Here is a 15,979-nt window from a genome sequence, read left to right as displayed (position 1 = left end):
TTGCATGTGTCAGAAAATCAGTTACGTTCATTGGTTTGAGGAGATGATGTCATGCTGACTATTTTAGGCTTAATAGAGTTAGTGTAACTATATATGTAAATTTTTGTATCAGCATTCAACATTTCTGCTGTTAAACAGATTGATCGTCGAATTAAAATTTCTGGCGCACAATGGAAACTTGATAACGTTCCTCCAGTCTTAGCTCATCGTTGTGCCTATCTTAATGGATTAATTTTTGCTCGCTAAATAAAAACTGGGATGCACTCTGTTTTAATCACCTTGGCTGTTACCATAACAAAATTTTGTCTTGGGGGAAAGATGAAAAGGTGTTTCTTCCATCTCTTTTCACCCTTCAACTGATCAGATAAATTCCGTCGTAAATTTAGTGGTATCAATCATAACCACTGGCGCTGATTCAACTTGGCCGATAGGAGCAGGCTGCATATCTCGATAATCCAATATTTGGACAATAATGAGATAAGCAACAGCTAGTAATATAGAAATTGCACCTGTAATAATAGCGACTATTTTTGAGCGGTTCATCATTAGTTCCTAATAATGCAAATTATTGTGCTAGAGATGTTGGGTGGGGAAGTGACAAAAATGTTAGAGACGCGAATATTCGCGTCTCTAGAAACTTGATATTAACATAAAATAAAATTACATTTAAATAAAAATTTAGTTCTAAATTAATAGAATTAGAAAAATGTTCAGTTAATTCTTCTATAAGTTTTGCGCCACTTTTCTAACTGATCAATTGCTATTGACCTCGTGATCACGTTCATGTCATTACCTCGCCAATCAACTTCTGAATCTGTAGTAAAAACCCCACATTCTAATTGATCTAATTTAATATCCCAATATTCACTAAATCGGTTTTTTAAAGTAATTACTTGTTCAAACACTTTGTTTCTATGCTTATTTCTTCTTTTTCTTTCTGTAGCACCTGTCGCTTCTGTATCAATAAATTTAGTTTCGATGAGAAACAGATTACCTCTTGATGTAAGATAAACAAAATCACACTTTCCTAAATCTGTATAATCGGCAATTGGCGACTTTTCAAATAAAAGTAATTCGTAACAGTCAGGAAACAAATTTTTGATATTTAAAAATAAATAAGCTTGCAAAAGTAGTTCCTTGTCGTAAGGAAAAACTATCACTCCTTCAAAAAATTGTTGAATATCTTCTTGGGTTTGGGGTTGAATTTTTTTACAATAATAAACAAATCTATGTAAATCATTTGCAATCATTAAATTTTAGCTCCTTTACTTAGATTTTTCAGCTATTCATAGCATTAAAAGATACTATTTTTTCCTAGAAAATATCATCCGCATAAGTCACTAAAAAAAACAATTTATTACAGTATTACTACGGCAATATACTGTTGACGAAGCAATCATTAAGATATCAACTGATTTCAGTTGATTAAAGGAAAAAGATTTTTTATTACTTTACTTATTAAAAATTTCTGCTCAATTACCAGTCAAGTGTTTGACGTGAGCAAGAAATCTGGCATTTTGTAGTGCTAGAACAGTTGAACGTGCATCTTGTACCCAAAATTGTCGTCCAAACCGGACAAGTTGACGAGAGTTACCAGCCTGGACAATTCCAATTACGGGAACTTTGGCTTTTTCCTTATCCCCTGAAAGTTCTTTCAAAATTGTTCTTAAGTTATGACTTTCTTCAATTGTGCTTGCTTGCTGAGGAGTTAACTCTACCATCACCATTTGGACTGTTTCTACTGGTTCGACATCTTCCACAATTAATTGTGTTTGTTCGTCTCGTCGGTCTACTTTACCCCAAATAATTAATCTGGCATCAACTTTTAGTAAATCACTCACACGTTCATAAGTTTTAGGAAAGACAACAGCTTCTAATTGTGCAGTTAAATCTTCTATCTGCAAAATTGCCATCTGATCGCCTTTTTTAGTTGTAACTTTTTTCACATTATTTAACATCACAACTGCACAAAGTAATGTGTCTTCTTTCTGCTCTCCCAGTTGTGATAAGTTAATTGGTGCTAAAATTGAAGACGAATTCTTAATAGATTTCAATGGATGATCTGATACATAAAACCCCAGCAATTCTTTTTCCATCTGTAACTTTTTCTGGGGCGGAAAGTCTGGCACAGGTTGTGCCTTGGGTGCAGAATCAAAGACGTTACTGACTGTTTTAGTAGTATTAGAAAATCCACCTAATAAATCAAATAAATTACCTTGACCACTAGCTTTATCTTTAGCACGAGATTGCGCCCAATCATAAACAAGTTCTAGGTCTTTAATTAATTGGTGGCGATTGAGTTCAATTTTGTCAAAAGCTCCACAATAAATCAGGGATTCCAAAGTCCGGCGATTAACTGTACGCAAATCCATGCGATCGCAAAAATCTGATAGTGATTTAAACTCGCCTTCCTGCTCACGAGTTTCCAAAATACAGGCGATCGCATTCTGCCCCACATTACGCACTGCGGAAAATCCAAATAAAATTTTGTCGCCCAGTGGTGTAAAATCTACACCAGAACGATTAACATCCGGCGGCTCAATTTGAATATTCATGCTCAAACAAGTCGAAATATATTTCTGCACCTTGTCTGTGTCACCACTGTTAGCCGTCAACAGCGCTGCCATATATTCCAATGGATAATTAGCTTTTAAATATGCAGTTTGATAAGTAACATATCCATAAGCAGTAGAGTGAGATTTATTAAAGCAATTGGAAGCAATTAAACCATTTTTGATCACAAAATTATGGTCATGTTCTACTCCAATGTCATATACATTTTCTTGACCAACATATTTACGAGTAATTATTTTTACCATTTTCTTATTCCTCCTAACAAATTTTATAAAAGTTAATTATATTCCTGTAATTATCAACCAATAGCCAAACTGAAAAATGTACTTATGTAAAGTACACTGCTATCCTCTTACACGACAATAACTGAAATTTATAGCCAAGTTAATAGCTCAAATTTCATGATTTGCAAACATGCGGTTATAAAACATTTAGTTGCTGTTTTTACCCGAACCTAAGTACTCATAAAAATTTAAGTATTCAATTTCATACTAGCCTGCGGCAAGCCGCTGCGCGTCTACATACTTCATACTTTTCCCCAATTACCCCGCAATATGTACTAAAATCAAGGACTTGAGTTACCAAGGGAGCAGTCATGGCATCCATACGCGAGTTGCACGAACAGCTAGTTAAAAAAGAACGTTCTGCCGTTGAAATTACCCAAGAAGCTTTGGATAACATTCAAGCGTTAGAGCCGAAATTGCACAGTTTCTTGCATGTAACGGCACAACAGGCGTTAGATCAAGCTCGTGCTGTAGATGCAAAAATCGCTGCTGGCGAAGAAATTGGCAACCTAGCAGGGATTCCCATTGGCATCAAAGATAATATGTGTACCAAGGGAATTCCTACCACCTGCGCCTCCCGAATTTTGGAAAATTTTGTGCCACCTTATGAATCAACAGTGACACAAAAACTGATGGATGCAGGGGCTGTCATGGTTGGCAAAACCAATTTAGATGAGTTTGCAATGGGTAGTTCGACAGAAAATTCTGCCTACCAAGTAACAGCTAATCCCTGGGATTTAACGCGGGTTCCTGGTGGTTCTTCTGGCGGTTCAGCCGCAGCAGTAGCGGGGGGAGAATGTGTTGTATCCCTGGGTTCTGATACTGGTGGCTCAATTCGTCAACCAGCATCCTTTTGTGGTGTAGTGGGGATGAAGCCAACCTACGGCCTAGTTTCTCGATACGGTTTAGTGGCTTACGCTTCATCTTTGGATCAAATTGGGCCTTTTGGGCGCACAGTAGAAGATACAGCAATTTTGTTGAGAGCGATCGCAGGTTATGATCCCAAAGATTCCACCAGCCTAAAAGTAGAAATTCCTGACTACGCTGCTACCTTAAAACCAGACCTCAAAGCTAGAAGAAAGATGCGGATTGGGGTAATTACAGAAACCTTTGGCCAAGGTTTAGACTCTGTTGTTGAGGACGCTGTTACCAAAGCGATCGACCAATTACAAAGTTTAGGAGCAGAGATTCATATAGTTTCCTGTCCTCGTTTCCGCTATGGCTTACCTAGCTACTACATCATCGCCCCATCCGAAGCATCAGCCAACTTAGCTCGTTATGATGGCGTGAAATATGGTTTACGCACACCTGATGCAGATAATTTGCTGTCTATGTACACTCGTACCCGTGCTAGTGGTTTTGGTACAGAAGTCAAACGCCGGATTATGATTGGCACTTATGCGCTATCGGCAGGTTATTATGACGCTTACTATCTCAAAGCCCAAAAAGTCCGCACCCTAATTAAGCAAGACTTTGAAAATGCGTTTAAAAATGTCGATGTGTTAGTTACTCCCACTGCTCCCACTACAGCATTTAAAGCCGGGGAAAAAACCACAGATCCCTTGAGCATGTACTTAAATGACCTGATGACAATTCCTGTGAATCTGGCTGGTTTACCTGGTATCAGCGTACCCTGTGGTTTTGATGACAACGGTTTACCCATTGGCTTACAAGTAATTGGCAATGTATTAAGAGAAGACCAAATACTCCAAGTCGCTTACGCTTATGAACAATCCACTAATTGGCATCTTCGTCAACCGCAACTTTAGTGTTGAGTGCTGAGGAGAAAATAACTATTGACTGTTGACTTCTGGGGTGAACGTGACTTCTTGGACTTTACCTGGACTTCCCAAAGGTTTTGCTGGTTGATTATTCACAGAAAATAATACAGCACCGGCATTCCCAGAACTGACAGTCAACTGTTTTTTTGCTGTCCAAGTTTTACGTTCCCCTTTGGTTAAGTAACCCACAAATTCAGTTTTGCCGTCTGCCTTTACTTGTAACCACGATCTGTCTTGAAATTCTAAAGTGACCGCTACAGCTTGACTAGCAGTATCATGGGGCGATACTGCTACAGGTAATGTAGTGAGATTTTGAGTAGGTAGTGATATTTGTTCCTGTCCTGAGGATGGAGAAGATTCAGCCGTTGATGATGTAGATGATACTGCTGGTGTTTGTTTGTGTGAGGTTCCTGAGTTGAATTTTTTTACTAAAGATTCTGCTGAAAATTTGGGATTGAGTACATAAATAAGCCCAATTGAAGCAACTAATAACAAGACGAAGTAAGGTATAAACAGAGGTATGTGATTTTTTGGTTTCTTCTCTAAATTTTGACTGAAATTACTATCAAATTCTGGAGTCACAAATTCAATTGAAAAAGTTTTTGCTAAAGCAGCACCATCCAAGCCGATGACATCTGCATAACGACGGATAAATCCTTGAATATAGATAGGTTCAGGCAAGTCCTCAAAGTTACCAGCATCTAAAGCTTTTAAAGAAGCTAGTCGAATATTTGTCTTTTTTGCTACTTCTTCAAGTTGGATAGATTTTTCTTCTCTTACCTGTCTTAAAGTTTTACTTATTTCTTGTAACTGTTCTTTTTGATTGTCTTGTAAGAGGTTCACGACCTTCTCCTAAAATTGACTCATGTTTACCATTTAACAAAAGAATTACTAATTAATTTTTTGACCATATTTAATTTTAGTTGGAAAACAAGATATTACACCTTTAAGTTGCATATTTGCTGATGACGATTGTCTTGCGCTGAGAAAAGTCGCTATCGACACTATACGAAAAAAGCGAAAACTGCTATATAAGTATTTTTTAAAGCATAAGTTCGCTCACATGAAAATACGCAAGCTGCAATTGTTATTGTTATTAGGGTCTAGGCTGCTACTTTGGGTAGGAATAATTGCAGCGATCGCTTACTCTGCCATCTGTATATTCCTGCTTGTCCAGCAACCAAGGTTCATCTTTTTTCCCTCCAGTGTGATTGAAAAAACACCGGAGTTGTTTAATCTGCCTTATGAAGAAGTCTGGTTACCTGTGAAAACTAGCGCGGGTAAGGTGGAAAACGTCCACGGTTGGTGGATTAAAGCCAACCAGCCCGATGCCAAGGTGTTGTTATATCTGCACGGGAATGGCATTAATATTGGGGCAAATATAGCTCATACCAATCGATTTTATCAACTAGGGTTTTCGGTACTGCTGATTGATTATCGGGGATATGGGCGCAGTCAAGGCGATTTTCCTAATGAAATTAAAGTTTATCAAGATGCTGCTACAGCTTGGCAATATCTTACGCAGCAACAGCAGATTCCACCCCAGCAAATTTTTATTTACGGACATTCTTTAGGTGGTGCGATCGCCATTGATTTAGCAGTGAAACACCCAGAAGCTGCTGGATTAATTGTAGAAAGCTCGTTTACATCTATCCGCGACATGGTATCTACTCGGAACTTGTTTTCGATATTTCCGGTCGATTTGATTCTGACACAGCGCTTTGAATCTATCGAAAAAGTATCGCAGTTACAAATGCCAGTTTTATTCATTCACGGTACTGCTGATTCAACTGTGCCATCTTACATGAGCCAAAAACTGTATGATGCTGCTCCTGAACCGAAACAACTAATTTTTGTTCCAGGTGCAGACCATAATAATACAGCCGTAGTCTCTGGCGGGAAATATCTGCAATGGGTGCAGTCATTTGTTCGACAAGCACAAGCACATAATAATTCTCGTCCTTGATGTATGGCAAAGTAGATTGTAGAGACGTTGCAATGCAACGTTTCTACAGGCATTTTGGGTTGATAAAAATTCTTATCCGAACAGTATTGCTAATTCTTGACGAATATAAAGTTAGAGTTAGTAATAATAAAAACTATTAATTAAGTAATAATACGATAAAATATCGTAAATACATATTTAGATATTACACAAATCCAACTAGGCTAAAGATAGCCTTTGCAGGCTGTTCAGGCTTTAGCTTTTTAAATATAGCTGAGATAAGTATTTAATATATCATTATTGATGAGTGATAATTTTACTAAAGAAATTTGCAAAATCATAGATAAATATCCGGATATAATATTCCAAAAATAGGAGAATTTATACAGGTACAACCAGTCTCTTCTTGGCATCAGGAGCAACTTCAATCATGACTACGACACCTGTATACTTATTCAAAATTCCGGGAAATTCTGCTATTGAAATTTCGCAAGACGAACTGCGATCGCTGCTGGGTGAAATTGAGTCTGAACTCCATCGCAGTAAAGTTTATCGTCAAGCTGTGGCTGCATTGCAAAAGTTACTAGGCTCCTCAGAGGAAGCCAAGACTTTATTTAAAGCTGTAAGTAGAGAGGCCATTGGTTTAGCATTTCATCAATTTGCACATCACGCAAAAGCGACAGATAGCAACCAACAAACAGATACAGAAGATTGTAGTAATGTAGCAAATAACATCACCAACGATAATATAACAAAATCTTTGGCAACCGAGGATTTAACCAATACCTCTGTAAAGAATGCCGAAAGTTCAGAACACAGACATCCTGTAACTGCACTCATGAAGTTTTTCAATCCCCATCAAAAAACTACCAACCCTGAACTAGAAAAGCAAATGGTTGCCGAACAGCGTTTAGAAATTATGCGTCAAATTGGTCAGCAACTGCGACAAGCTCGTGAAGCTAGAGGTTTTTCTTTTAGGGATTTGAGTATATTCACTCACCTGCCAATCCATCAAATGGAAGCGGTAGAAAATGGTAATTTAGAATTACTGCCAGAGGATATTTTAGTCCGAGGATTTATCCGCGTTATGGGTAATGCTTTGGGGCTAAATGGCACAATTTTAGCTAATTCTTTACCTGCAACTAACACTGTGCCATCAGTTTTACCTTCTTGGTCTCAGCCTAAACATAACTCTAAAGGATTGGGGCTGGAAATACGATCTGTGCATTTGTATGTAGGCTACACAGCGCTTGTGGCTGGGACAGTAGGAGGATTATCGTTAATGTCGCAGCCTGGAACAATTGACACAACCCTGAATCCAGACATAACGCCGTCTTCGTCTATTTCTCAGTCAACCCGAAATCCTGAGATAACTGCCAAACCAGGCATAAAATCCAGTCGTACTGGAATTAGTGTAGGCTCAGATATTGCCCCGCCAGAAGCATTGTAGTAAAAGTATGAAGTGTGAAGTGTGAAGTGTGAAGTATGAAAAATTATCCTTCATACTTTACATTCACCATTATGAGAAAGTATAGCAATTGATAAAACTTAGACACTAAAAGACTTTTAATTCTGTAACCTGCAACCTGTAACCTGTCACCTGTAACCTGTCACCTGTCACCTGCTCTATGACCCCAGACCCTTATGCTTGGATAGAACAATCATTAGCAACCATTCATCGGGCGGACTGGTATCGTTCAGTACAGACATTGAGCGATCGCCCTGGTGCGACGGTTGTTTTGGCGGGGCGAGAGGTAATTAACTTTGCCAGTAACGATTATTTGGGATTAGCTGGGGATGAGCGGTTAATAGCGGCGGCGATCGCAGCTATTAATAAATTTGGTACTGGTAGCACTGGTTCTCGATTACTCAGTGGGCATCGAGAATTACACAGAGAATTAGAAATAGCGATCGCATCTCTCAAACAAACCGCAGATGCGCTTGTATTTAGTTCAGGATATCTGGCTAACTTAGGGGCGATCGCATCTGTAGTTGGTAAACGTGATTTAATTCTCTCTGACCAGTACAATCATTCCAGTCTGAAAAATGGCGCAATTCTTAGCGGCGCAGCAGTTATTGAATATCCACACTGTAATGTTGAAGCCTTAAAAACTCAATTAAGCCAACAGCGACAAAACTACCGCCGTTGTCTAGTTATGACTGATAGTGTCTTCAGCATGGATGGCGATTTATGCCCTTTACCAGCACTATTAGAACTAGCTGAAGAATTTAACTGTATGCTACTAGTTGATGAAGCTCATGCCACTGGGGTAATTGGCAAAACTGGCGCTGGATGTGTCGAACATTTTGGATGTACAGGAAAGCAGCTAATTCAAATTGGGACTTTAAGTAAAGCTTTGGGTAGTTTGGGCGGTTATGTAGCCGGAAGCGCCAGCCTCATTGACTTTTTACGCAATCGCGCCCCCACTTGGATTTACACCACCGGACTTTCACCAGCGGATACAGCAGCAGCCTTAGCCGCAATTCAAATTATTTCACAAGAACCCCAAAGGCGAAATCAATTGTGGCGTAATGTAGATTATCTCAAAAATTTAATGCAGCAGCAGCTACCTAACCTCAAATTGCTGCCTACGGAATCACCCATACTCTGTTTTCAATTACCCAGTCCAGCCGATGCACTACGAATTGGTAAGCATCTCAAAGATGCTGGCATTTTCGCCCCCGCAATTCGTCCGCCTACAGTGCCTACAAGTCGCATCAGAATTTCTGTAATGGCTACTCATGAAGCGGCGCAGATAGAAAAACTAGTAACCGTGCTAAAAGATACTTATTAAATCATCATGTTTAATTATGCTAATACCTAAAGTTATAAACCAGTATCACATCAAACTCTATTCCTGCTCAAGCCACATTTTTAATTTTAGGCTTTAAGATAGGAGTACAAAATTAGTTTGTTTAAAATTAAAAACTTAGTATTAATAAAATCTTACGATATTACAAGTTTGTTTAGGTTGACATACAATAACGCGATGTGCGACTTATTTTGAAAACCCCTCTCCAAACCTCTCCCCACAGGGAGAGAGGCTTTAATTCTTGCTCCCCTTCCCTTGTAGGAAAGGGGCTGGGGGTTAGGTTTGAGAGAAAGTTGCACACGGCGTTACAGTATTATCAAAAAATTGACCACTAGCAAAAGATTTTTTTTTTTTTAAACAAAGGATCTATCTGAAGATAAGTTCCGAAAATTTGCAAACTAGCTTAGGGTAGGTATAGCCCTCGCTACAAATATTGCTTGTTTACAAGTTTTTCATGCCCTACATTCATTATTCGCAGTTACTACGTTATGGCTTTGTAGTGTTAATTGTCGCCACAGCACTAGTAATAATGCTATTGCTTGACCCTATGCTAGACATGAAAGGAACGCCATTCCTGCTATTTTTTAGTGCTGTGATGGTGAGTGCTTGGTACAGTGGTTTAAAAGCAGGGTTGTTGGCAACCTTCTTATCTGTAATCCTGAGCGATTACTTTTTTCTTTCCCAACACTACGCACTAAATTTAAGCTTATCTAATGGTGTAAAGATAGTGTTATTTGCTGTGCAAGGATTACTCGTTAGTTTTCTATGCGAGGCATTAAGGCACGCTAAATGTAAAGCTGAAGTTAATCTCCAGAAGCTCAAAGTCAGTGAAGAGCGATTTCGCGTAGCCCTCAGCAATTCAGACATTATAGTGTTTCAGCAGGATAAAGACTTACAGTATGAATGGGTTCATAATCTTCAAGGAGTGGAGGCTGAATCAGTACTGGGGAAATCTGACTATGAACTTTTCCCAACTTCAGTAGCAGAGCAATTGACGGCAATTAAACAAAGAGCAATAAAACAGGACATTTCAGCCCGTGAAGAAGTGTGTGTAACTCTGCGAGGAGAAGTTTTATATTATGACTTGTTGGTGGAACCGCTCAAAGATATGGAAGGCGGTGTCACCTGTGTAGCAGTGAATATTACTGAGCGCAAGGAAACAGAACTCGAAAAAGCCAAGTTGCAAAGCGAACTTCAGCAAGCTCTCCAGCAAAAAGATGAATTTTTGGCGTTGCTAAATGCTTGGCTAACCACTTCCCCAATTGCACTAGCTTTTCTTGATACAGAACTCCGCTATGTTTATGCTAATGAAGCTTTAGCAGCTACTAACGGTATACCGCAAAATCAACACATTGGCCGCACCTTACAAGAAGTATTACCCCAATGGGCAACACAACTAGAGCCTGTTTTTCAACAAGTGATGCAAACACGGGAGCCACTACTTAACCAGGAAGTGAGTGGTGAAACCTATCCGCCTGGAGTGTATCGTTATGGTCTTGTGAGCTACTATCCGGTAAGTTTACCAGATGGGAAATTGCTGGGGGTAGGGATTAGTGGCGTTGATATAACTCCTTTGAAACAAGCTGAATACGCCTTGAGAGAAAGTGAAGCGAAATTTCGTAGTGTAGTTGAGTCAAATATGATTGGTATTGGCTTCTGGGAAAAAGATGGCAAAATCACAGATGCCAATGATGCTTTGCTAAATATGTTAGGTTACAGCCGAGAAGAAGTGGTAGGAGGTGAAATTGACTGGCGAAGTCTAACACCGGTTGAGTATTTACGACTTGATGAGCAAGCATTGGGGCAATTTGAAGAAAATTCCTTTTGCATTCCTTTTGAAAAAGAATATTTTCGGAAAGATGGGACTCGCCTTCCAGTTTTAGTAGGTGGTAGCCACTTGGATGGGACTCTAGATAGGGGGGCTTTTTTTGTTCTCGATATTACAGAGCGCAAGGAGTCTGAGGATAAACTCCGTTATGTTGCTGAAATTAGTAGTTTACTTTCTACTTCATTAGATTATGAGCAAACTTTGCAACAAATTGCCAAAATTTCTGTGCCGCAGATGGCTGACTGGTGTTGTGTTGATATCTTAGCTGAAGATGGCTCAATTCGCCGCTTACCTATTGCTCATGCAGATCCATCCAAAGTAGAGTTAGCCCAAAAACTTCAAGAGTATGTACCGAATTGCCAAGGTAGACATCCGATCGCTAGAGTACTGCAAACTGGACAACCAGAATTAATTCCCGAAGTGCCTGATTCTTTGTTGTTAGAAGCAACTGAGAATGAGGAACATTTAAAAATTGTTCGACAAATGGGGGTGAAGTCGGCCATGATTGTGCCGTTAGTGGCACACACGCGAGTACTCGGTTGTATAACATTTGCGATCGCTGATTCCCATCGTTGTTACGATCAAGCTGACTTGGCTTTAGCGACAGATGTTGCTTATCGCGCCGCCTTAGCAGTAGAAAATGCCCAACTTTATCGAGATAATCATCAAGCTTTAATCCAATATGCCGAATCACTATCGCTGTTAGATGCTTTGTTAGCAGGTGCGCCTATAGCTGTATGCTTTCTAGATCGGGAACTGCGCTATATCAGAATTAATCAGGTTTTGGCTGACATTAACGGTTTCCCCATCGAAGCACATCTGGGACGCAAATTTAGAGATGTATTTCCAGAGATGGTAGCTCAGTTTGAAGGGCCGTTGGAACAAGTTTTGCAAACAGGAGAACCCCTACTAAATGTAGAAATTAGTGGGGAAGCACCAGGAAAACCAGGAGTTTATGGCTACTGGTTGGGTAACTATTACCCAGTTCGCAATGCTATGGGTGAAACTGTGGGAATTGGCATTATTCTGGCGGATGTGACAGCAACCAAAATAGCCGAAATTGCTCTGCGGGAAAGTGAAGCCAGGTTCCGCGCCATGTTCAACCAAGCGGCGGTGGGGATTACTTTAGTAGCTTTAAATGGACAGTTCCTGCAAGTGAATCCAGCGCTGTGTGACATTACCGGATACAGCCAAGCAGAATTAACCCAGATGAATTTTTCCGAAATTACCCACCCTGATGACTTAGCAACCGATTGGGCACAGGTGGGAAGAGTGTTAGCTAATCAAATCAGTGGTTATACCTTAGAAAAACGCTATATCCGTAAAGATGGTTCGATTGTTTGGGTAAATCTGACTTCTTCAACCGTTTGGGATATGAATGGACAAGCGAAGTATGCGGTGGGGATTGTCGAGGATATTAGCAAACGCAAACAAGCAGAAATAGCCCAAAACTTTTTAGTCGAAGCCAGTAGCCTCCTAGCTGCTTCACTAGATTATGAAGTCACACTGCATAATCTAGCTAATTTGGTAGTTCCTAGCCTAGCTGATTGGTGTGTTGTTGATGTTGTTGGAGAAGATTATGCAATTCAACAGGTGGCCATAATCGCCGTTAATTCTACTAAACAAGCAATGTTAACAGAACTCCGACGGCGTTATCCACCAAAATACGAAGATCAGAATCCTTTGAGGGAAATACTATTACAAGGGCAATCAGTCTTTTATCCTGAACTTTCATCCCAGACTATTGCAGAGATGGCGCAAGACGCAGAGCATTTACAATTACTCCAAAATCTCGGTATTCGTTCTCTGATGGTGATTCCACTCCACTTACGGGGACAAGTATTCGGTGTAATTTCTTTGGCTAGAGGCGAATCTAGCCGTCCCTACAACTCAGCCAACTTAGCTTTAGCTGAGGATTTGGCTCGCCGTGCTGCCACAGCCATTGATAACGCCAGACTTTACCAAAAAACTCAACAGGCAAAGCAAGCCGCAGAAATGGCTGCTAATCGGACTGTGCGGTTACAAAAAATCACCGCCGCCCTCTCAGAAGCCATCACGCCGCAACAGGTAGCAGACGTAGTAGTAAATCAGGGAATTGCCGCCTTGGGAGCTAGTGCAGGTTCTGTGACTTTGTTAGCAGAACAAGGCACTGATCTCAAAGTTGTGCAAGCAAGTGGTTATCCACAATCAATGCTGGATAATTGGAAAAGTTTCCCTTTGAACGCTAATGTGCCTTTAGCGGAAACCGTGAGAACTGGACAGCCAATTTTTCTCGAAAGTCCAGAAGCTTTCACAGCTAGTTATCCCCACTTAGCAGAGTCTGTATCTGTGACGGGAAATTGTGCTTTTGCTTGTATTCCATTAATCGTAGAAAAACAAGTTATGGGGGCTTTAGGATTAAGCTTTACTACTGCCCAAGTATTTCGAGAAGAAGACCAAGGATTTATGTTAACACTAGGGCAACAGTGCGCCCAGGCGATCGCTCGCGCTCAACTCTACGAAGCCGAACGTCATGCCCGTGCGGAAGCGGAAACAGCCAACCGCATCAAAGATGAATTTCTGGCTGTGCTTTCCCATGAACTGCGGACTCCTTTGAACCCAATTTTGGGCTGGGCAAAGTTACTCCGCACCCGCAAAAACGACGAAGCTACAGTAGTTAAGGCACTAGAAACAATTGAGCGCAACGCTAAATTACAAGCCCAACTCATTGAAGACTTATTAGATGTGTCGCGGATTTTACGCGGTAAGCTAAGTCTGCATATCCGCACAGTGGATTTAAAAAGTACCATTACCGCCGCATTAGAAACAGTGCGTTTAGCCGCCGAAGCCAAGTCAATCCAACTGCAAACAGTGTTGACTAACCATAACATCGAAGTTATGGGTGATGGCGATCGCTTGCAACAAATCGTCTGGAATTTGGTTTCTAATGCTGTTAAGTTTACCCCAGCCGAAGGATGGGTAGAAGTGCGTTTAGAGCAAGTTGGTTTTGATGCCCAAATTCAAGTAATTGATAACGGTAAAGGCATCACTCCCGAATTTTTACCCCACGTTTTTGACTACTTCCGCCAAGCAGATGGCAAAACAACTAGAGTATTTGGCGGATTGGGATTAGGACTCGCCATTGTGCGCCATTTAGTAGAACTGCACGGCGGTATAGTCTCGGCAGATAGTCCTGGTGAAGAACAAGGGGCAACTTTTACAGTCCGACTCCCACTGCATAAAAGTGCTGAATCTGCCGAAGTTGGTGCTAAGTCTGCACAGATAGAACTGACAACTCAGGATACATTACTAGCTGGAGTGAAGATTTTGCTTGTAGATGATCAAGCTGATGTGTTGGAGTTTTTCAGCTTTGCCTTAGAACAATATGGGGCAGAAGTTACAGCTTTAGCATCCGCATCTGAAGTATTACAAGCATTAACCCAGCTACAGCCAGATATTTTATTAAGCGATATTGGAATGCCCATCATGGATGGGTATATGTTGCTGCGTCAAATCAGACGATTACCCCCAGAAAAAGGCGGGCAGATTCCTGCCATCGCCCTCACAGCTTATGCTGGAGAAATCGACTACAAACAAGCAATGGCCGCAGGCTTTCAAAAGCATATCCCCAAACCCGTTGATCCAGTTGATTTAGCAATTGCGATCGTCCAGATGATTAATCAGAAATAACCTTAACTCTGTAGGCAATTGGTTATTCCTTACCATGTGTGGTAACTTACAATTTACAAATAAAGCCCTTGTTTAAACATTTATGGAAAGGCTAAACATCAAAGAAGAAGCTCGAAAGTTAATTGACAAATTACCAGAAAACTGTACATGGGATGACTTAATGTACGAGATTTATGTCAGACAAGTAATTGAAGCTGGACTTGCTGACTCTCAGGCTGGTAGAGTAACTTCTGTGCAAACAGTTAGGGCAAAATTTGGACTACCAGAGTGAAAGTTCACCAAACATGATACTAGACTTGTGCGATCGCATTTACCAGTGGGAATCATAACAAAAATTCATCACGGTAAATAGCCAATGGCTTATCAGAATATTACAGCCTCCCTTACTCCAGAAGATATCCAAGAAATTAAAGCCGCCTTTGCCACGATTCAAGCAAAATTGCCTTTCCTTGTTACCCTGAGTGCCGAAGAACGACGTAGTTTATTTAAAATGGGCGATAAAAGACTAGCTTTTGTCAACACTAGCCTGATTGCTGCCCAGTCGAACCGCGAAATTTTACCCGCCAGCTTTGATTTAGATGAATTTATCCGCGATTATCAACTAGCCACCACACTCACCGAACTGTTAATTGGACTGCGACAACTGACAGAACAAGTAGATGATACTCTCATGGCAGTCGGTAGTGAAGCAATGGGTAGCAGTTTGACAGTTTACGATTACGTCAAAACAGCCGCCAAGAAAACTCCAGGTTTAAAAACCATAGCTCAACAAATGGGCGATCGGTTTAAAGCAATTAAAAGTAAACCTGCTAAAGCAAATATAACGGTTCCCAATTGAAGGGAATACACCAGGGGCGCAAAATTGTGCGCCCTAACTTTTTCTGTTACTCTTTCCGTTTTCTCAACTTCTGCAAGAGTATCCTGATTTGCAAAACGAGATGTATCTTTTAGTGAATAACCCTGTTGTGTCACTATCGCGGTAGTATAAGGATGTAAAAAGCCCAGAACGAAGACACAGAGCATGGTAGAGCCTCGTCCACCCAAACAAACCGTCAAATTTGTGGATGAATATTGTCTTTGGTATA

General features: G+C 40.5%; 11 protein-coding genes and 1 pseudogene. 8 read left to right on the top strand and 4 right to left on the bottom strand.

Annotated elements, in window-relative coordinates:
• Positions 1-123 precede the first annotated feature (123 nt).
• Positions 124-246, top strand: a pseudogene (locus IQ259_RS24760) (ISKra4 family transposase); the annotation flags it as partial.
• 114 nt (positions 247-360) lie between these two features.
• On the opposite strand, the gene IQ259_RS24755 reads toward IQ259_RS24760, so the two are convergent.
• From IQ259_RS24755 to IQ259_RS24745, 3 genes are all read right to left on the bottom strand, one after another.
• The gene (locus tag IQ259_RS24755) at positions 361-543 is read right to left on the bottom strand and encodes a hypothetical protein (RefSeq protein ID WP_193888666.1); all 183 of its coding nucleotides are present in this window, start codon (positions 541-543) and stop codon (positions 361-363) included.
• Between the two features lie 167 nt (positions 544-710).
• Positions 711-1,250 (bottom strand): hypothetical protein, encoded by a 540-nt coding sequence (locus tag IQ259_RS24750; RefSeq protein WP_193888665.1) that lies wholly within the window; start codon positions 1,248-1,250, stop codon positions 711-713.
• A 222-nt stretch (positions 1,251-1,472) separates the two neighbouring features.
• Positions 1,473-2,819, bottom strand: a complete 1,347-nt coding sequence (locus tag IQ259_RS24745; protein WP_193888664.1) for an OB-fold nucleic acid binding domain-containing protein — start codon at positions 2,817-2,819, stop codon at positions 1,473-1,475.
• A gap of 350 nt (positions 2,820-3,169) precedes the next feature.
• On the opposite strand from IQ259_RS24745, the gene gatA reads away from it, so the two are divergent.
• A complete protein-coding gene (gatA, locus tag IQ259_RS24740; protein WP_193888663.1) occupies positions 3,170-4,627 on the top strand; it encodes an Asp-tRNA(Asn)/Glu-tRNA(Gln) amidotransferase subunit GatA in 1,458 nt (485 codons plus the stop codon).
• A gap of 24 nt (positions 4,628-4,651) precedes the next feature.
• Here gatA and IQ259_RS24735 read toward each other — a convergent pair whose 3' ends face one another.
• On the bottom strand, positions 4,652-5,482 hold the full coding sequence (locus IQ259_RS24735) for a RodZ family helix-turn-helix domain-containing protein (protein WP_193888662.1): 831 nt from the start codon (positions 5,480-5,482) through the stop codon (positions 4,652-4,654).
• Between the two features lie 220 nt (positions 5,483-5,702).
• Here IQ259_RS24735 and IQ259_RS24730 point away from each other — a divergent pair, with 220 nt between their 5' ends.
• The 6 genes from IQ259_RS24730 to IQ259_RS24705 all read left to right on the top strand — a co-directional run bounded on the left by IQ259_RS24730 (position 5,703) and on the right by IQ259_RS24705 (position 15,732).
• The gene (locus IQ259_RS24730; protein WP_193888661.1) at positions 5,703-6,605 is read left to right on the top strand and encodes an alpha/beta hydrolase; all 903 of its coding nucleotides are present in this window, start codon (positions 5,703-5,705) and stop codon (positions 6,603-6,605) included.
• A 409-nt stretch (positions 6,606-7,014) separates the two neighbouring features.
• Positions 7,015-8,034, top strand: a complete 1,020-nt coding sequence (locus tag IQ259_RS24725) for a RodZ family helix-turn-helix domain-containing protein (RefSeq protein ID WP_193888660.1) — start codon at positions 7,015-7,017, stop codon at positions 8,032-8,034.
• A 178-nt stretch (positions 8,035-8,212) separates the two neighbouring features.
• Positions 8,213-9,379 carry an 8-amino-7-oxononanoate synthase gene (gene bioF / locus IQ259_RS24720; RefSeq protein WP_193888659.1) on the top strand — a complete coding sequence of 389 codons (1,167 nt, stop codon included), beginning with the start codon at positions 8,213-8,215 and terminating at the stop codon, positions 9,377-9,379.
• 472 nt (positions 9,380-9,851) lie between these two features.
• Positions 9,852-14,894 (top strand): PAS domain S-box protein, encoded by a 5,043-nt coding sequence (locus tag IQ259_RS24715; protein WP_193888658.1) that lies wholly within the window; start codon positions 9,852-9,854, stop codon positions 14,892-14,894.
• An 82-nt stretch (positions 14,895-14,976) separates the two neighbouring features.
• Complete coding sequence (locus IQ259_RS24710; protein WP_193888657.1) at positions 14,977-15,165, top strand: hypothetical protein; 189 nt, start codon at positions 14,977-14,979, stop codon at positions 15,163-15,165.
• 84 nt (positions 15,166-15,249) lie between these two features.
• Positions 15,250-15,732 carry a hypothetical protein gene (locus IQ259_RS24705; protein ID WP_193888656.1) on the top strand — a complete coding sequence of 161 codons (483 nt, stop codon included), beginning with the start codon at positions 15,250-15,252 and terminating at the stop codon, positions 15,730-15,732.
• Positions 15,733-15,979 lie beyond the last annotated feature (247 nt).

This window comes from Fortiea sp. LEGE XX443 (assembly GCF_015206815.1).
Classification (GTDB): Bacteria; Cyanobacteriota; Cyanobacteriia; order Cyanobacteriales; family Nostocaceae; genus Nostoc_B.
This window is presented reverse-complemented; position numbering and strand designations above follow the sequence as displayed.